Here is a 17,231-nt window from a genome sequence, read left to right as displayed (position 1 = left end):
TTAAAATAATTATGCAATATAACCATTACATTAATTTTTTTTTTATTTTTTTGTAACATAAATACATAATCCGAGTCAAACACACAAATCAATTAATACAAACACAATGAAAAGTACTATTCTTAAAATTGCAAGTATTTTTATACTGCTTTTTGGAGTTTCTATCAAGGCACAAGAAACAAAGCCAAGCGAATCGAAATATAACTACCGCGATGCTTTTGCTCCTGCATTTTATACCAATAATGGAACAGGAACTCGTTCTGCAAGCGGTCAACCTGGACATTTGTATTGGCAAAACAGAGCCGATTATAAGTTAACTGCAAGTGTAAATGAAAAAACCAACGAAATTATAGGAACTGAAGTGTTGACTTACACCAACAATAGTCCTGATAAAATTGGATTTGTTTGGATGAATGTGGATCAAAATTTATTTGCTAAAAATTCACGTGGAAATGCGATTATACCATTAAATGGAAGTAGAAACGGTGCAGATGGCGAAAATTTTGATGGTGGACATAAAATTAAATCAGTAAAAATTGTTAGTACTGTTGGTGGGAAATCTGTTGAAAAAGAGGCGAAATTTTCAATAACGGATACAAGAATGCAAATTATTCTTCCAGAAGAATTAAAAGCCAATGGTGGTTCTGTGAAATTAAAAATTGATTTTTCCTTTGTTTCTCCAAAATATGGTTCCGACAGAATGGGAGTTTTAGAGACCAAAAATGGTAAAATATTCACTATGGCACAATGGTATCCTAGAATGTGTGTGTATGATGACCAACAAGGTTGGAACACCATACCGTATATGGGTGCAGGAGAGTTTTATTTAGAATATGGAGACTTTGATATTGATATTACAGCACCAGCAAATCATATTGTAGTGTGTAGTGGAGATTTAGTAAATCCAACAGAAGTATATACTGCTGAACAACAAAAACGTTGGGCTGAAGCAAAAAATAGCGATAAAACAGTAATAATTCGTTCTGCAGAAGAGGTTACAAGTTCCAATTCTAGACCAACTGGAAAAGCAACTTTGACTTGGAAATTTAAGATGAAAAATTCACGTGATGTGGCATTTGCTTCCTCAGCTGCATTTATTGTAGATGCTGCAAAAATCAATTTACCATCTGGCAAAAAATCATTGGCTGTTTCAGCCTATCCAGTAGAAAGTAATGGCGGAAATGCTTGGGAGCGTTCAACGGAATACACTAAAGCGTCTATTGAAAACTATTCTAAAAGATGGTTCGAATATCCTTATCCACAAGCTATTAATGTAGCAGGTAACGAGGGTGGAATGGAATATCCAGGTATTGTATTTTGCAGTTGGGAATCAAAAGGAAAAGATTTATGGGGTGTTACAGATCATGAGTTTGGACACATTTGGTTTCCTATGATTGTGGGTTCTAATGAGCGATTGTTTGCTTGGATGGACGAAGGTTTTAATACATTTATTAATTCCTTAAGTGCTGAAGATTTTAACAAAGGAGAATATAAAGATCCAGCAATGAATATGCACCAAATGTCTGAAGTAATGACAAATGCTCAAATCGAGCCAATTTTTACAGCTCCTGATGGATTGAAAGAATCAAATCTAGGTATTTTGGCTTATTTGAAACCTGGTTCTGGACTGACTATGTTGCGGGAACAAGTACTTGGGAAAGAACGTTTTGATTTAGCTTTTAGAACTTACATCGAGCGTTGGGCATACAAACACCCAACTCCAGACGATTTTTTTAGAACTATAGAAAACGTATCGGGTGAAAGTTTAAACTGGTTTTGGAGAAGTTGGTTTATCAACAATTGGCGTTTAGATCAAGCAATTACTAAAGTGAAATATGTAAAAAATGATGCTTCAAAAGGCGCAGTTATTACTATTGAAAATTTGGAAAAAATGCCAATGCCAGTAGTTTTAGATATTAAATCTAAATCTGGCAAAGTAACTACTATTAATTTGCCTGTTGAAATATGGGAACGTAATACTTCTTGGACTTTTAATGCAAATACTACAGAAGAAATTGAATCTATTACTATTGATCCAAATACAGTATTACCAGATGTAAATTCAGCAAACAACGTTTGGACAGCAGGAAAAAGTGAACTGGAAAAAGCGGTTATTTTGGATGGTTATTTAGGTACATATTCAAGCAAACAGATTCCTATTAAAATTACTTTTTCGGAAGAAAACGGAACGCTAATGGGACAAGTAACTGGACAGCCTGCTTTCCCTCTAGAAGTTTCAGGAAAAGACAAATTTAAAATTCCTGGAGCACCAGTTGAAATTATTTTCAATGAGGCTAAAACAGAAATGACATTAAATCAAGGTGGGCAAAGTGCTCTATTTACAAGAGAATAATAAGAAATTTTGATTTTAATATTTCAAAAACTTCAATCGAAAGGTTGAAGTTTTTTTGTTAACTATAAATGTAAAATTGCTAATTGTTATTATTTCTATTTAACTAAATTTGTAATAATAAAATATAAATAATTATGAGTTTTTTAAAAAATATATTTGGAAGTTCAAATGAAGAAGTTTCAACTCCAAAAATGGATTGGATTTTGCTAAAAGATATTGGGCAACTTAATGAAATTGTTGTTGCTTCAGAATCAAAGCCTGTTTTAATATTCAAGCACAGCACACGCTGTAGTATTAGTAGAATGGCGTTAAAACAATTTGAAAACGAATTTAATTTTTCGGAATTAATAACACCCTATTATTTAGATTTATTGAATTATAGAGATATTTCTAACCAAATTGCAACTAAATTTAATGTGATGCATCAATCTCCACAAATTGTTTTGATAAAAAATGGTGTTTGTATCTATAGTGAAACGCATGAGAATATAGATGCTAAGTTACTCGCTTCAAAAATATAAACTAAAAGGCTTTCATTTTATTTTGAAAGCCTTTTTTTAATTAAATTGATTCAGGTCATTTTACCTCCTAAATCTATTTCTAGTGATTATACTTTTTAATTTCACTTTTAAGTCCTCACCTGAGTCGTAAACCATTTGTTCATTACTTGGAAATGATACGGCTCGATTATTAAAATAATTCATATAACTATCGTCACAAGCACTTCTGTCTCCATTATAGGTTGCATATATATGCTCAAAAACAAACTCACTCGATATAGGAAATGCATCGATTAACTGATTGTTTCGAAAATCAATATAATCAACTTTTGCAGTAACTTGACAGGATTTGAATTGTTTAAATTCATAAATATTGACACGAATATTCTTGAAATTATCCACTTTTATTGGTTTTCCCAAACTGTCTTTCACCACATTCCCTTTGGAGTCCAGCAAGGTTTTAGTCCCGTCTTTTATTTGTTTTTCTTTAATAAATTCTTTTTCCTTTATTTGTTCTGGTGAAATATTTATTTGTCTAAAATTTACAATCATTCCATAATCATAAGAAACATTCTTAACTTTATTACTATGATAAACCGTCCATTTATCATTTAATCCAAACGTACTAAAATCGAGTAAATCATCCTGTAATCGTTTTGGGATTACCATATTTGTTTCATTCTTTGTATATACATTTACAAAATCAGTCCCTTTAAATTGAGCGTCTGACATCAACTTTTTTACATCTTTATAACCTGGATTTATGCTTTCTAGATAGCTAAAATCATCATAAGATTTTCTAAAATCCATTTTATTATTTGATTTTAATAACAAACTGGCATTGTCATATAGGTATTTGGACAACGAATTTTTGCTACTTATAATCTGATCTGCGTAATTATCCATTGGAAATTTTGCTTCACGTCCTTGTTTTAATAATTGCAAAGGGAGTAATGGACGAATTTTTTCTTGACGCGCATTCAAATCCAAGTACGTAGTATAAATTCGTTCAAAATTTGCGGGATTAGTATCTTTTGCAAGACCATCAATTGTACTTAAATCTCGATCTTTAGCTTTAGCAAAACTTTCTTCGAGCAAATACACATACTGTTGTTTTCCTTTTGAATCTTTTTTGTTTCGTAGTGCTTCAATAGCTTTATTAATGGCGCCATCATAATCACCGCCAGTCAACATAGACTGAGTTTGTTTTACACCACACGCATTTAGGATAAATAAAAAAGAAAGTAATGAAGTAATTTTTTTCATAAATTGTTTTCTAGTATACAAATATAATTTTTTTATTCTGTTATGCAATTATAGTCAATTCTCTTATTTATTTTCGGCTAATTCTATTTGTGCACAATAAAAAATGCCAACTTTTTTTAAGTTGGCATTTTTCTATCTATTTTTTAAAAAATAGACGGTAACAAAAATAAAGTGTGAATAACATACTTTAAAATCAAAAATTTAATAATTTTATTAGATTAAAATTAAGCAACTACTTTCTACTATTTTTAATCTAATTTTCGGAATATTGTCAATAAAATAAATCCTTAAAAATTTTATCTTGAATTAATGAACAAATTGCTTTATTGCCAGTGGTTTAATATTAATTTAAAGATGGAAGCAGTTAATTCTTGCTAATCGAATCTTTTGGTTCAACCATCGGGGCTATTGTATCATTCTCTAGACTATCAATTATTTCGGATGCTATTTGCTCATCTGTTGTTTTGACTTCTAATGAAGTTTCCACTTTTTTATTACAACTTGTACAAAACAAACCAAATGTAAGAGCGACAATTAGAAAAAAATTCTTCAAACATTCTTTTTTTAGGTTAATAAATCAGTGAGTGAATTAATAATTTTGAATCAATGTAAAAAATTGATTTTCAATACATTAAAATTAATTTATTTTAGAATACAAAAATGTTAAAATTTCATTTATTTTTAATATTTAACATTTACCTTTAATGGTTTGTAATACATTTCTACAATTGTAATTGGATATTACTATAGTATTTACTGCTATTTAAAGCCAAATATTATTTTAAAAAATAGATGAATTCTAGAATAATATGTTTATTATTGTAGTGTATTAAAAATTAGAAATTTTATATGGAAACAGAAAAAAATAGTTTGAACTTGAAACCAATAGTCGCATTATTGGTAATTTTATTATCAGCTTCTTTATTTTATATTTATAAATTATCGGGAAAAAATGATGGTTTAATAACAGAAGTAAAAGTTATTAAAATTGACAAACAAGTTGCTTTAGATTCACTCTCACTTCTTAAAGCCACTTATGATAAAGCACTGGAAGACAAAGCTTTTATTTCGGAAGAGTTAATCGTAGAGCGCAATAAAGTTATTGAACTTATGGAGGATCTTAAAAAATCTAAAAATGATTTGCAATCGATGTCAAATTTTAAAATTAAGTATGAAAAATTGCAACAAAATTTTAAATTTTTGGTTAATAAAGATGATGGATTAAAAAAAATTAATGAAATGCTTTTAAAACAAAGGGATAGTACTTCAGGAGTTTTAGACAATCAAAAAAAGTCCCTTGATACGCTTTCACAACAAAATAATTCTTTAAAACGAACTTTAGAGAAAGCTTCAAAACTCGTACTCACAAATATTAAGATCACAGCTATAAAAGAAAGTAGCTCTGGAAAACAAGTCGAAACACAAAAAGCTAGTAAAACCAATAAAATAAAGATTTGTTATACTATAGCTGAAAATGACGTTGCAAAATCAGGAGAAAAACTATACCATATACAAGTCATTGACCCAACTAATAATGTTGTAGGTGGTGTTCCAGAATCTAAAATTTTTGACACCGAAATTTTAAACTATAGCTTCACTTCAAAAGTTGTTTTTAAAAATAAAACTGTAGACATTTGCGAATTTTTAGGTTCTAAAGAAATTGAGTTTAAAAAAGGGCAATATTTTGTAAATTTGTTTGATAAAAATGAATTGGTTGCAAAATCGTCTTTCACACTTAAATAATTTAATTATTTAATTTAAAAAAAAGAGGCGTTTTGCCTCTTTTTTTTAAAATTAAATTAGAAAAAATATTTTGTTAGTACTAAAATTTTAATAATGAATACAATAAACTGGCAAGTAGCCAAAGAATTTGAAGATATAACCTACAAGAAATGTAATGGTGTCGCAAGAATAGCTTTCAATCGTCCAGATGTACGCAATGCTTTTCGCCCAAAAACTACTTCGGAACTTTATCAAGCTTTTTATGATGCGCAGGAAGATACTTCAATTGGTGTTGTATTGCTTTCGGCGGAAGGTCCATCAAGTAAAGATGGTATATATTCGTTTTGTAGCGGAGGAGACCAAAGAGTGCGTGGACATCAAGGATATGTAGGCGATGATGGACAACATAGATTGAATATACTTGAAGTCCAACGATTAATACGGTTTATGCCCAAAGCCGTTATTGCTGTGGTTCCAGGATGGGCTGTAGGTGGTGGACATAGTTTGCATGTGGTTTGTGATTTGACTTTAGCTAGTAGAGAACACGCCATTTTTAAACAAACGGATGCTGATGTAACTAGTTTTGATGGCGGATATGGTTCCGCTTATTTGGCAAAAATGGTTGGGCAGAAAAAAGCTCGTGAAATTTTCTTTCTTGGAAGAAATTATTCAGCTCAAGAAGCTTTCGAAATGGGAATGGTAAACGCGGTGATTCCTCACGACGAACTTGAAAATACTGCCTACGAATGGGCTCAGGAAATACTAGAAAAATCGCCAACGTCAATCAAAATGCTGAAATTCGCAATGAACCTTACTGATGATGGAATGGTTGGGCAACAAGTTTTTGCAGGCGAAGCTACCCGATTAGCTTATATGACTGATGAAGCCAAGGAAGGTCGTGATGCTTTCTTAGAAAAAAGAAAACCAAACTTTGAAAAAAAATGGTTGCCTTAAAATTAGTTATTAAAGCTTAATATTTACTGGTTGAATTTTTCATTCGATTAAACCGATAAACAATTAATCATATAAAATATAAAATGAAACACTGGATTCAAGCCGCAAGATTAAGAACTTTACCACTTTCCGTTTCTGGAATTTTGGTAGGAAGTCTGTACGCACTCGCAAACCCGACTAATACTGTTTTGACGCCAACACAAGTGTTTAGTTGGACTGTTTTTGGATTGGCTATAGTTACAACGCTTGGATTTCAAGTACTTTCGAATTTTGCTAATGATTATGGTGACGGAATAAAAGGAACCGACAATGAAGATAGAATCGGACCAATGCGAGCCATACAAAGTGGCGTAATTTCACCAGCAGCAATGAAACGTGCTATGATAATTACGTCTGTTTTAACTCTTTTTTCAGCGATAGCGTTAATTTATTTTGCATTTAAAGATGATAATCTACTATATTCCCTCTTTTTTTTAGCATTAGGACTAGTTGCTATTGGTTCTGCTGTTCGTTATACTGTTGGTAATTCAGCTTATGGATACAAAGGATTTGGAGATGTATTTGTATTTGTATTTTTTGGATTAGTAAGTACTTTAGGTGTTAATTTTTTGCATTCAAAACAATTGGATTTGCAATTACTTTTACCAGCTTCAGCCATTGGGCTTTTGAGTGTAGGAGTTTTGAACTTGAATAATATGCGTGATGAAGCATCTGACAGAAAATCAGGAAAAAATACACTAGTTGTAAAAATGGGAGGTGCAAAAGCAAAGAAGTATCATTTTTTTTTGATTAGTACAGCAATGATTTTGGTGCTGCTTTTTGCATTTAATTATAATGGTGTTGGATTCAGAATCGATCAATATGCCTTTTTAGTAGCCTATTTTCCATTGATGAGTCATTTGCGAACTGTTTATTATTGCCCTGAACCAAGAGCATTGGATCCGCAGCTTAAAAAATTAGCCATTAGCACTTTTTTATTGTCTATTATCTTGGCAGCAGTTTTAATTTTTTAAAGCAATTTCTGGGTTTTATTTCCTCGATGCAATTAATAAATCAAACATAAAAAAAATTGTTTTCTTAATTGAATAAAAATCCCAAACGATTTTAAAAATATAATATAAAATGAAAATTTTCAAAATAACATTTCTTTTCCTAACAACGATGTCCTTTGCACAAGACGGATATTGGGATAAAGAGCGAATCACGTCAAAAGAAATCCAACTTTCAGCTGGTGAGCGAACAATCGTCAAATCAGAAGACTTTCCTGATGGTACAACGGAGTTTGTATATAGAATTACTTTGCTAGACGAAAATCAAAAATTAGTTTCTGATTTGGCATCGGTTTTAAAAGCCATTCCAGATCCTTATTTTATAGGAAAAGGAACAGGTGGAGCTATAAATTTAGCATCGGCCATTTCAGGCAGTGATAAGTGTACTTACGCCATTTTTTCAAATAATACAAAAGCAAAGGACTATGCAAAAACGGCTAATATAAAAACGGCTTGTTTGTATCAAAACAACCCCGTTAGTAAAGACGCAAAAGTAGTATCTGTCGAAAAATCGACCTGTTTGAACGAGTTAAATCAAAACATTTGGTTTGGTTTTGAAAGTAAAAATTGGATTTTAGGTCAAAAAATTATTCTTGAAATCATTCCGTGGATTGATAATAAAGCCAGTATGACTTGGAGCGATGGAAAAAAACAAATGGCATTGCGATTTATTAAAAGAAACGCTATTGCTCAAAAACTCCCTAATTCCGATGCTTTTAAATATAATATTGTTGAAAAACTGCAGAATGAATATAAATTTTCAATTTTTCAAAAATTAGCCTCTATTGAAAAAGATCAAGCCATAAACAAATATGAAATTATTGCTTTAACCGAAACCAACTCCATCGAAATATATAACAAAGTGATTCGAAAAGAGATGTCAGTACTGGTTGAAGCAGGAAAATTGGATGATGCTATAACATTAATTAATCAAAAAGTAATTGATAAGGGTATTGGTAAGGCATTAGATTATAATGCGCTTGCTGAATTGTACCTGTATACAAAACAATACGAAAAAGCATTTCAAAGCCTAAAAACAGCTGAAAAAGCAGATGCAGCTGAACTTGCAATTCAATTGAATTTGGCTCACGTATATTTGTTTTTAGAGAAAGTAAAGGAATCTAAAGAAATTCATAAACGTTTTATGAATCAAAACATTTCCGCGACCCAAAGTTGGAAAGATAAAACGAATCTTGATTTTGAAAATTTTACTAAAAGGAACTTGCCAAATACTAATTTTAAGAAAATCTCAAAAATTTTAAAATAATTTTAAAAAGTAATAATTAAGTTAAATTGAAAGCAACGTATCAAAAATACATACTCGATTTCAAAAAACCTTCAGGAACATCTCGCGGTGTTTTGACCCAAAAAGAGACTTGGTTTTTAGTGTTGGAAAAGGAAGGAAAAAAGGGAGTAGGGGAGTGTGGAATTTTGCGTGGATTGAGTTGTGATGATCGACCAGATTATGAAGCAAAATTGCAGTGGGTTTGTGCTAACATCCATCTTGGCGAAAAGACACTTTGGGAAGCATTAATTGAATTTCCTTCAATTCAATTTGGGGTCGAAATGGCGTTCCTATCTTTAGCTTCAAGTAATCCTTTTTTGTTGTTTCCATCCGAGTTTACTTTAGGTCAAAAAAGCATATCGATTAATGGACTAATTTGGATGGATGATGCCCCAAATATGAAACTTCAAATAGAACAAAAACTGGAAGAAGGTTTTGGTTGTTTGAAACTCAAAATTGGAGCAATAGATTTCGATAAAGAATTGGAATTAATCCACTATATTCGTCAAAACTTCACTCCCGAACAGATAGAAATTCGTGTTGATGCTAATGGCGCTTTTAGCAACACTAATGCGTTAGATAAATTAAATAAATTATCTGATTATCAATTACATAGTATAGAGCAACCTATCGCAAAAAACAATACTGACACGATGGCAGTTTTGTGTAAATCAAGCAAAATTGATATTGCTCTTGATGAAGAATTAATAGGGGTGTTTTTATATCAAGAAAAAGAAGAATTATTGCTCAAAATCAAACCGAAATACATCATCTTGAAGCCTAGTTTTGTAGGTGGTTTTCGAGGTACAAACGAGTGGATTTCTATAGCTGAAAAACAGCATATTAAGTGGTGGATTACCTCAGCTTTAGAGTCAAATATTGGACTTAATGCTATTGCTCAATTTGCTTTTTTGAAACAGAATTTGATGCCGCAAGGTTTGGGAACTGGAAGTCTTTATACTAATAATTTTGATTGTCCTCTTGAAGTAAAAATGGGTAAATTATTTTATAATTCTGAGTTGAATTGGGATGTTAAATTAGATCAATTTTTGATGTAATTATTCGAGTATTACTTATGAATTTATTATTATTTTGGTTTATGTTTTTTTGATTTTTTTTTGGAATAAATAGTGATAATTGACTCACTATTTTTGATTTTTTTCTATATTAAATTGGTTTGAAATACACCTAATACAAAATACAATTATTTTTCTAAGGTATTATTTTCCTTTTTGTGTAGTTCTTTTTTTTGCTTCATCGGTATGCGCATGGCTTTCTTTTCGGGTAATTGTTTTAATGTATTTCACTTTTCTAAAACGCAAAGCGCTCCAATCTGAATCAATAGCTACTTGGCGAACTGGCTCTAGGTTATATTGTGCAAGATTTTTCCAACCATTGTCTCTATTAAAATCACATTTATATTTTTTTGAAGTTCCTTTTGGATAGCAAAACCATAGGATAACATCCCCATTTATTTTTTGTTCAATATCTTTTGCAAATGCATCAATTTCTGTTTGTTTGGTAGCAAAAACCATTGCAAATGTGATATCGTTAATTTCATTTAGATTTTTAACGATTTTAGTTTCCTTTTGCATTTCTTCTAATTCTGAGGTAAATGATTCTGGAGCGTTAATAGCTACGATAGATTTTTGACCCTTGTAATTCATTTTTTTAAAAAGTGGTGTCATTTTTGAATTTTAACTTTGCTTTTCAATATAGTTTTTCAATGATTTTTTAGCACCTTCCTGAATTTTATTTTTCATAAAATTCGTCCATCCCAACAAAAAACCTTTAAGACCTAACGCTTGTTTTGACCATTTGTAAATATCAAAATTATCCGTATGTTTTATAATTAATCCATCTTCAAATTCAAATTTGGCGTCAATTTTATTAACTACTTTTCTTCCTGTTTGACTAAAAATATAGTTAGCAACCCAAATCGCAGAACCTGTTTTCTCGTTTGCTTTAACATCGAAAAAATCAATTTGTATGTTTCCTTTGCCTTTTTCTAATAACATTTTCCACATAGCAACAGGTTCGTTTTTGTTCAAAACCCCAAAAGCGGGATCTTGAAATTCTATGTTTTTATGATAACATTCAGACATCTTTTGAATGTCATTTTTACCGAAGGCAGTATAGAAATTGTGAATTAATTGTTCGTTTGGATTCATATTTTAAGTAATAAATTTGGATTAGGACAGTTTTCTAAATAATATTCTAAATCAGATTGACTGCATACTCCTGGATAATCGCCAAACCAATCTTCAATATTTTTAATAATCTGAAAATGTAAATGTGGAGCATAATCACCATTGACATTAGCCTCACCTAGAGTGGCGATTTGCTGGCCTTTTTTGACAGTATCCCCAATTTCTATATCTTCAATACTTTCAATAGACAAATGACCATATAGGCTATAAAACCTAACGTTTTCTATACTATGCTCCAGAATAATTGTTGGGCCATAATCACCCAAACCAGTATTATAATCAAAACTATGTATTTTGCCATCAAGAGCAGCTAAAACTGGTGTTCCAGCTTTTATCCATAAATCTAAACCAATATGAATATTACGTTCTTCAGATTTTTCATCATTAAAAATAGTACTTCGTTGGTATAAATTTCTTGTTTCATTATAGCCTCCAAAGGCTACTTTAGCATTATTTTTTGATAAATAAGCGTCTATATGATTTTCAAATTTTTTTGAAGTATCTATTTTAAATGTAGTAAAAGCACTATTCGAAATCGATAAATCGATACCGATATAATCATTGTATTGAATTGTGTCATCTAATACTTTTACGTTTGGAATATTTTGCAAAAAAGTTTCAAAAGATTTCATTTTTTTTTATTTCAAAAGTAAAACAAAAATCAGAAAATTTTAGAAATTTCTTTGGTAGTTATGGAAGTAACTTTGTTTTCAGAATTGACAATAACTTTGAGTTCACGTTTGAATAATTTTTTTTCGTAAAGGATGTCAAACCTAAAAATAATCTCATCATTAATATTGTCTTTAAGAGTTTCAAGCAACTTTATATCTATGAATTTCCCATTGCGTTGGTTTATTTTTTGACAGGTTTTTGTTATGTTCTCTCTAGTTGCATTTGCTATTACAGTTTCTGTTGCTTCGTTTGTAGTGAAGGGTGTAAATTTTGAATTGTTACAGCTTTCTAAAAGTCTTTTACCCAATGAAATGGCTCTATTTTGTTTTAGCAGTAATTCTTCTTCGTTTTCGATTTTCAAAACTGTAAATCTATCCTCAATTTCTTTTTTTTCTTCTTCTTTACTCAATACAGTTGATTTTTTACTCTTGCAAGAGGAAAGGCAAATTAGGAGTAGTAATGTTAGTATCCATTTCATAACTATAAAAACTTATTTTTCTTGATTTTAGTATAATGACTTTGTTTTTAATTTATTTGATATAAAAAATCCCAGCTATTTTTAAAGTAGATAGGATTCAATTATAGGATACAAAATTTATTCTTTTCCTCCATCAAGAGTATTCTGCCAGTCTTTTAATTCCTGCCATTTCCCTTGATAGGCTAGTAAAGATTGTTTTGCCCAAGTTCCAGGGTTATGAATTGTGTATCTATCACCAGCTGCGTCAAGTATGGCTTGAGATTTTTCTATAGGGGTTTCTGAGAGCGCTTTCCATGTTTTGATTCCAGCATTGTGATATAATGCTTCAATTTTTGGACCTATACCTTCAACAATTTTTAAATCATCTTGATTTACTTTTTTGCCATAAACTGATTTTGCAAGATTTGCATCAAAAAGGGATGAAGTATCAGCTTTTGGGGCAGATGCAAATGATTGTACATTAGTATTTCCTTTAGCTTTTAACCCATCAATTTCTGCTTGCAATGACGAGATAGTTGCACTTAATTTTGAACTATTAGCTCTACAAGCCTCCAGATCTGCTTGGAGATTTAAGTTGCCTTCATTATTATTTTCTCTAGATAATTTTCCTAATAAATATCCCAAAAGTGCACTTATAAGCCCTACTAATATTGGTATTAATAAACATATATTCATAATATTTTGATTTAGTTTGTTATTTTAAGTTTACGACAGTTCGTCTGTTTTTAGCTTTTCCTTCAGCAGTATTATTAGCTGCAATTGGTTCGTCGGGACCTTTAGAGGAGCTTTCAATTCTATCTGATATAATTCCGTTTTTTGAAAGATACTCTTTTGCAAAATCTGCACGCCCTTGCCCTAATTGTATATTAGTGTCTCTATTCCCTGTTCCATCAGTATGACCAACGCAGCTAATTTTTGCTTCGGGAACATTATCAAGGTAAGTGCTTAAATCTGCAATTTTTTGACGTTCTTTGGGTGTTAAATTTATTTCAGATTGGTTGGTATTGAAATATAAAATCAATGGATTGGCATTTATTTTTGCTTTCAAAGCATTCCAATCTTCCGGTTTTTCTGTAGCAACTTCTTCACCTTGTTTGATTCTAAAATCTACCGCTCCTAGCACAGTATCATTTTCAACCTTCCAAACATCACGAAGTTCTCCTAATGTTTCAAATCTATTGGCAGTAAAGCCTTTAGATACAAAATAATTTTTGACATCATTGGCTCTTGCAATTCCAAGATTTGGATAGGCTGAAGTATTTTTTTCAGTATTTAAAGCATAACCAGTAATTACCAGTTTTTCTGTTGCATTTTTATCAAAATAAGATTTCAATTGTTCAATACCAACGTTTATAGAATCGTTAATAGGTTGAATGTTTTTGAAATTGTTTGACAAAAACCTGAAGTTATCGTGACAGGTGTAGTTAAAATCATTTCCACTTAAATTAAAAATGTTGTAGTCTCCCATTCCTGTATTATCTGTTAGGATTTGAACCGTTTTTTCGGTTTGTTCTTTACAGCAATCTTTGCAACAGTATTTATAGTACAAATAAGTACCAATAACAATTGTTGCTAGAATGCCTAAGAAGTAAAGTGTTCTTTTTGACATAATTAGTAAGTTTTTTAGTATTATCAAATTTAGTGAAAAATAATTAACAAATTATAAAATGCTGAAATTTAATTTGTTAACTCATTTTGTTTTTGGTAAGAGAAGTATCAGTCCATATAAAAAAAACGTAAGCTTTAATTAAATTAAGGCTTACGCTATTTTTTGTGGAGTCGCCGAGAATCGAACTCGGGTCCAAACAAGCAACTAAAGAGCTTTCTACATGTTTATTTCTTGATTAGATTTTCGACCGTGTGCTATGCCAAGAACAGCAACACAAAGCTTAGTTTTATCAATGTCAAAACGGATTTAAAACATTACCGTTTCTAGGTTTACTTTTACGGTTCTCCTGAACAAAACGCCATAAACCAAGGCTTTCTAGGAGAATCCAGCTTCTCTACCTGGTAGAGACTTGGCAAATCGTACTATAATTCGGATTAAGCAGCTAAAGCGTAGTTATTTTCGCCGTGTAAAATTTTGAGACATTATATTAATGAGCAACACCTCAATGCTCAACATGCTTACAATTCAATTCGACTTGCTGTCAAAACCAGTCGACCCCATATTTGGAATGCAAAAGTAATCATTTTATATCAAATTTTATTCCAAACTATCATTTTTACTTTTTAATTCATAAGGATATTTTCCAAATAAGCTGGAAAGTAGTTTTATTTTATAAGTGCTACGAGTGTATTTGTTTGATATACATATTAATGTTGTTTTTTCATCTTTCAATTTGAAATAGGATGCAGTATTTCCATGCCACCATCCGTTGTGGTAAAACATTTTTTTGCCATCTTCCCATTCCATCATTCGAATACCTAGACCATAATTACGTGTTCCTTTACTTTCATAACTATACCCTTTATAGATTTCGGCAATTAACTTTTTGTTTAAAAAGTTTGGATTGTAGGTTGCTAAATCGAATTTCAGTAAATCTCTAGGTGTGGAATAAATGTTTTTGTCTCCATAAATGGCATCAAGGTAATTGAATCCATATTTTACTTTATTTCCTTTGTAAGATTGACTAACGGTATCTTTATGCTTTAAATCAAAAACAAAGGTGTTTTTCATCTTTAAAGGTTTAAAAATAAGTTCTGACATAGCATCAGTATAGTTCATTTTAGTTATTTTTTCAATAATCGATGCCAGAAAGGCATAGTTGGTGTTGCAATAACTAAAATGGGTGTCTGACTTATATTCTAAATCAATTTTATTTTTATTTATCACAGTAATTAAATCACTATTTTGTAACGTATTTTTCTGATTCCAAATGGTTTTTTTATCTGTAAAATAACTGTAATTGCGTAAGCCACTTCTGTGGTTTAAAAGGGTACGTATAGTGATTTCTGGGTATGGAAAATCATCAAGAATTGTATTGACTTTTTGGTCAAGAGTTATTTTTTTTGAGTCAATTAGCAAAAATAGTGCTGTCGCCGTTAGGATTTTGCTCAAGGAAGCAATGTGAAGTGGCGTTTCTTTTGTAATTGCCTTTTGCTGTTCAAAATTTGACATTCCACGATAACATTCATAAACAACATGTCCATTTTTAGCCACTAGAAAGCTACCAGAAAAATCATTAGGAATGTAATTGTCGTTATAGAAAGTTTGAATCGTATTTTGTAATTTTTTCTTTTCGGAGGTTTTTATTTCAGGAAAATTAAGCTCGTAAGGCTGCATTGTGAACAAGGAACCTACTTTACTTTCTTCTTTTGTTTTAATTTTAACAACATCATTTTTGCATGAAAAAAATACGAAAACAGTTAGTAAAAATAGAAATATAGAGGTGTTATTTTTTGAAGTCATTTTGTATTAGTTATAGGCAAATATAAATAAAGAAAGTACCAATCAAAATAGGTTTCAACTTTTTTTTTATCTTGTTTACCGTCACTATTACGTTATATTTGCAATAAATTAAGAAATAAGCATTACAATGAAGTTTGCACTCATAAAAGAAAGAAAAAATCCACCAGACAGACGTGTCGTTTTCTCACCAACGGAATTAGTTCAACTCAAAGTTAATTTTCCTGAGGCGGAAATTAAAATAGAATCGTCAGATATACGAGTTTTCAAAGACAATGAGTATAGTGATTTGGGATTTGAAGTAACGGATGATGTTTCGGATTGTGATGTGTTAATTGGGGTCAAAGAAGTTCCAGTTGAAGCATTAATTCCAAACAAAAAATATTTTTTCTTTTCGCATACTATAAAAAAGCAATCCTTTAACCGAAAATTGTTAATTGCTTGTTTGGAAAAAAATATCGAATTGTTCGATCATGAAACAATCGTTGATGCAAATAATAATAGACTAATTGGTTTTGGTCGTTATGCAGGAATTGTAGGCGTTTATAATGGAATTCGTGCTTTTGGTATCAAATATGAATTGTTCAATTTGGCCAAAGCCGAAACATTAAAAGACAAAGATGCCTTAGTCGAAAGGTTAAAACGAAATGTACTTCCAAATATTAAGATAGTGTTGTCAGGTCACGGAAAAGTAGGTCTTGGAGCCAAAGAAATGCTTGATGCTATGAAACTGAAAGAGGTTTCTATAGAAGATTATCTAACTAAAAACTACGACAGACCCGTTTATACTCATATTGATATAGATGATTATAATAAGCGTATTGACGGAAAACCTTTTGATAAAAAAGATTTTTATACCAATCCAGTAAATTACACTTCCAATTTTGAACGATTTACCAAAGTTTCGGATATTTTTATGGCTGGGCATTTCTACGGAAATGGAGCTCCAGTAATTTTAACGCAAGAAATGCTAAAATCGGCTAGCAACAAAATCAAAGTCGTGGCTGATATTTCCTGTGATGTTCAAGGACCAATTGCTTGTACACTTCGTGCTTCGACAATTGCAGAACCTTTGTTTGGTTATTTGCCAAGTGCGCATAAAGAAGTCGATTATAATCATCCAGGTGCTATAGTTGTTATGTCTGTTGATAATTTGCCTTGTGAATTGCCTAAAGATTCCAGCGAAGGTTTTGGAGAAATGTTTTTAAAACACGTGATTCCAGCATTTTATAACAAGGATAAAGAGGGTATTTTGGAACGAGCAAAAATTACCGAAAATGGAAAACTAACGGAAAGGTTTTCTTATTTGAAAGATTATGTAGAAGGTAAATAG

At 31.0% G+C, this 17,231-nt stretch carries 17 protein-coding genes and 1 other RNA gene; 8 read left to right on the top strand and 10 right to left on the bottom strand.

Annotation, left to right across the window (positions count from 1 at the left end):
• The first annotated feature begins 106 nt into the window (after positions 1-106).
• Together RMO70_RS11525 and ytxJ are read left to right on the top strand one after the other, a co-directional pair.
• Positions 107-2,353: a M1 family metallopeptidase gene (locus tag RMO70_RS11525; RefSeq protein ID WP_310556582.1), complete on the top strand. Its 2,247-nt coding sequence runs from the start codon at positions 107-109 to the stop codon at positions 2,351-2,353.
• Positions 2,354-2,487: 134 nt separating this feature from the next.
• The gene (gene ytxJ, locus RMO70_RS11520) at positions 2,488-2,874 is read left to right on the top strand and encodes a bacillithiol system redox-active protein YtxJ (RefSeq protein ID WP_310556581.1); all 387 of its coding nucleotides are present in this window, start codon (positions 2,488-2,490) and stop codon (positions 2,872-2,874) included.
• Positions 2,875-2,934: 60 nt separating this feature from the next.
• Here the strand turns inward: ytxJ and RMO70_RS11515 are convergent, their stop codons facing one another.
• Together RMO70_RS11515 and RMO70_RS11510 are read right to left on the bottom strand one after the other, a co-directional pair.
• On the bottom strand, positions 2,935-4,119 hold the full coding sequence (locus RMO70_RS11515; protein ID WP_310556580.1) for a hypothetical protein: 1,185 nt from the start codon (positions 4,117-4,119) through the stop codon (positions 2,935-2,937).
• A 364-nt stretch (positions 4,120-4,483) separates the two neighbouring features.
• Complete coding sequence (locus RMO70_RS11510) at positions 4,484-4,606, bottom strand: hypothetical protein (protein ID WP_310556579.1); 123 nt, start codon at positions 4,604-4,606, stop codon at positions 4,484-4,486.
• A gap of 362 nt (positions 4,607-4,968) precedes the next feature.
• Between RMO70_RS11510 and RMO70_RS11505 the strand changes: the two genes are divergently transcribed.
• From RMO70_RS11505 to RMO70_RS11485, 5 genes are all read left to right on the top strand, one after another.
• The gene (locus tag RMO70_RS11505) at positions 4,969-5,862 is read left to right on the top strand and encodes a hypothetical protein (protein WP_310556578.1); all 894 of its coding nucleotides are present in this window, start codon (positions 4,969-4,971) and stop codon (positions 5,860-5,862) included.
• Positions 5,863-5,955: 93 nt separating this feature from the next.
• Entirely contained in the window at positions 5,956-6,795 is an 840-nt protein-coding gene (locus RMO70_RS11500) for a 1,4-dihydroxy-2-naphthoyl-CoA synthase (RefSeq protein WP_310556577.1), read from the top strand.
• A gap of 83 nt (positions 6,796-6,878) precedes the next feature.
• Positions 6,879-7,808 (top strand): 1,4-dihydroxy-2-naphthoate octaprenyltransferase, encoded by a 930-nt coding sequence (gene menA, locus RMO70_RS11495; RefSeq protein WP_310556576.1) that lies wholly within the window; start codon positions 6,879-6,881, stop codon positions 7,806-7,808.
• A gap of 109 nt (positions 7,809-7,917) precedes the next feature.
• Complete coding sequence (locus tag RMO70_RS11490; protein ID WP_310556575.1) at positions 7,918-9,111, top strand: hypothetical protein; 1,194 nt, start codon at positions 7,918-7,920, stop codon at positions 9,109-9,111.
• Positions 9,112-9,137: 26 nt separating this feature from the next.
• Entirely contained in the window at positions 9,138-10,187 is a 1,050-nt protein-coding gene (locus RMO70_RS11485) for an o-succinylbenzoate synthase (RefSeq protein ID WP_310556574.1), read from the top strand.
• Positions 10,188-10,349: 162 nt separating this feature from the next.
• On the opposite strand, the gene RMO70_RS11480 is transcribed toward RMO70_RS11485, so the two are convergent.
• The 8 genes from RMO70_RS11480 to RMO70_RS11445 all read right to left on the bottom strand — a co-directional run bounded on the left by RMO70_RS11480 (position 10,350) and on the right by RMO70_RS11445 (position 15,901).
• Positions 10,350-10,817 (bottom strand): hypothetical protein, encoded by a 468-nt coding sequence (locus RMO70_RS11480; RefSeq protein ID WP_310556573.1) that lies wholly within the window; start codon positions 10,815-10,817, stop codon positions 10,350-10,352.
• A gap of 9 nt (positions 10,818-10,826) precedes the next feature.
• The gene (locus tag RMO70_RS11475; protein ID WP_310556572.1) at positions 10,827-11,300 is read right to left on the bottom strand and encodes a nuclear transport factor 2 family protein; all 474 of its coding nucleotides are present in this window, start codon (positions 11,298-11,300) and stop codon (positions 10,827-10,829) included.
• A complete protein-coding gene (locus tag RMO70_RS11470) occupies positions 11,297-11,971 on the bottom strand; it encodes a peptidoglycan DD-metalloendopeptidase family protein (RefSeq protein ID WP_310556571.1) in 675 nt (224 codons plus the stop codon). The genes RMO70_RS11475 and RMO70_RS11470 overlap by 4 nt, the downstream gene beginning before the upstream one ends.
• Positions 11,972-12,000: 29 nt before the next feature.
• A complete protein-coding gene (locus RMO70_RS11465) occupies positions 12,001-12,489 on the bottom strand; it encodes a hypothetical protein (RefSeq protein WP_310556570.1) in 489 nt (162 codons plus the stop codon).
• A gap of 117 nt (positions 12,490-12,606) precedes the next feature.
• Complete coding sequence (locus RMO70_RS11460; protein WP_310556569.1) at positions 12,607-13,164, bottom strand: hypothetical protein; 558 nt, start codon at positions 13,162-13,164, stop codon at positions 12,607-12,609.
• A gap of 19 nt (positions 13,165-13,183) precedes the next feature.
• Complete coding sequence (locus RMO70_RS11455) at positions 13,184-14,098, bottom strand: OmpA family protein (RefSeq protein ID WP_310556568.1); 915 nt, start codon at positions 14,096-14,098, stop codon at positions 13,184-13,186.
• 162 nt (positions 14,099-14,260) lie between these two features.
• Positions 14,261-14,657: a transfer-messenger RNA gene (gene ssrA / locus RMO70_RS11450) on the bottom strand.
• A 38-nt stretch (positions 14,658-14,695) separates the two neighbouring features.
• A complete protein-coding gene (locus RMO70_RS11445) occupies positions 14,696-15,901 on the bottom strand; it encodes a serine hydrolase domain-containing protein (protein WP_310556567.1) in 1,206 nt (401 codons plus the stop codon).
• Between the two features lie 127 nt (positions 15,902-16,028).
• Between RMO70_RS11445 and RMO70_RS11440 the strand changes: the two genes are divergently transcribed.
• The gene (locus tag RMO70_RS11440; protein WP_310556566.1) at positions 16,029-17,231 is read left to right on the top strand and encodes an NAD(P)-dependent oxidoreductase; all 1,203 of its coding nucleotides are present in this window, start codon (positions 16,029-16,031) and stop codon (positions 17,229-17,231) included.

It is taken from the genome of Flavobacterium sp., assembly GCF_031422135.1.
GTDB lineage: Bacteria > Bacteroidota > Bacteroidia > Flavobacteriales > Flavobacteriaceae > Flavobacterium.
The sequence above is the reverse complement of the archived record's forward strand: the minus strand, read 5'-3'. Positions and strand labels throughout refer to the sequence as shown.

Bases quoted from the DNA above. Each gene is read 5' to 3' on its own strand.
- RMO70_RS11440 (WP_310556566.1), top strand. From the start codon at position 16,029: ATGAAGTTTGCACTCATAAAAGAAAGAAAAAATCCACCAGACAGACGT.
- RMO70_RS11505 (WP_310556578.1), top strand. From the start codon at position 4,969: ATGGAAACAGAAAAAAATAGTTTGAACTTGAAACCAATAGTCGCATTA.
- RMO70_RS11525 (WP_310556582.1), top strand. From the start codon at position 107: ATGAAAAGTACTATTCTTAAAATTGCAAGTATTTTTATACTGCTTTTT.
- RMO70_RS11500 (WP_310556577.1), top strand. From the start codon at position 5,956: ATGAATACAATAAACTGGCAAGTAGCCAAAGAATTTGAAGATATAACC.
- menA (WP_310556576.1), top strand. From the start codon at position 6,879: ATGAAACACTGGATTCAAGCCGCAAGATTAAGAACTTTACCACTTTCC.
- RMO70_RS11475 (WP_310556572.1), bottom strand. From the start codon at position 11,300: ATGAATCCAAACGAACAATTAATTCACAATTTCTATACTGCCTTCGGT.
- RMO70_RS11465 (WP_310556570.1), bottom strand. From the start codon at position 12,489: ATGAAATGGATACTAACATTACTACTCCTAATTTGCCTTTCCTCTTGC.
- RMO70_RS11455 (WP_310556568.1), bottom strand. From the start codon at position 14,098: ATGTCAAAAAGAACACTTTACTTCTTAGGCATTCTAGCAACAATTGTT.
- RMO70_RS11460 (WP_310556569.1), bottom strand. From the start codon at position 13,164: ATGAATATATGTTTATTAATACCAATATTAGTAGGGCTTATAAGTGCA.
- RMO70_RS11515 (WP_310556580.1), bottom strand. From the start codon at position 4,119: ATGAAAAAAATTACTTCATTACTTTCTTTTTTATTTATCCTAAATGCG.
- RMO70_RS11470 (WP_310556571.1), bottom strand. From the start codon at position 11,971: ATGAAATCTTTTGAAACTTTTTTGCAAAATATTCCAAACGTAAAAGTA.
- ytxJ (WP_310556581.1), top strand. From the start codon at position 2,488: ATGAGTTTTTTAAAAAATATATTTGGAAGTTCAAATGAAGAAGTTTCA.
- RMO70_RS11445 (WP_310556567.1), bottom strand. From the start codon at position 15,901: ATGACTTCAAAAAATAACACCTCTATATTTCTATTTTTACTAACTGTT.
- RMO70_RS11480 (WP_310556573.1), bottom strand. From the start codon at position 10,817: ATGACACCACTTTTTAAAAAAATGAATTACAAGGGTCAAAAATCTATC.
- RMO70_RS11490 (WP_310556575.1), top strand. From the start codon at position 7,918: ATGAAAATTTTCAAAATAACATTTCTTTTCCTAACAACGATGTCCTTT.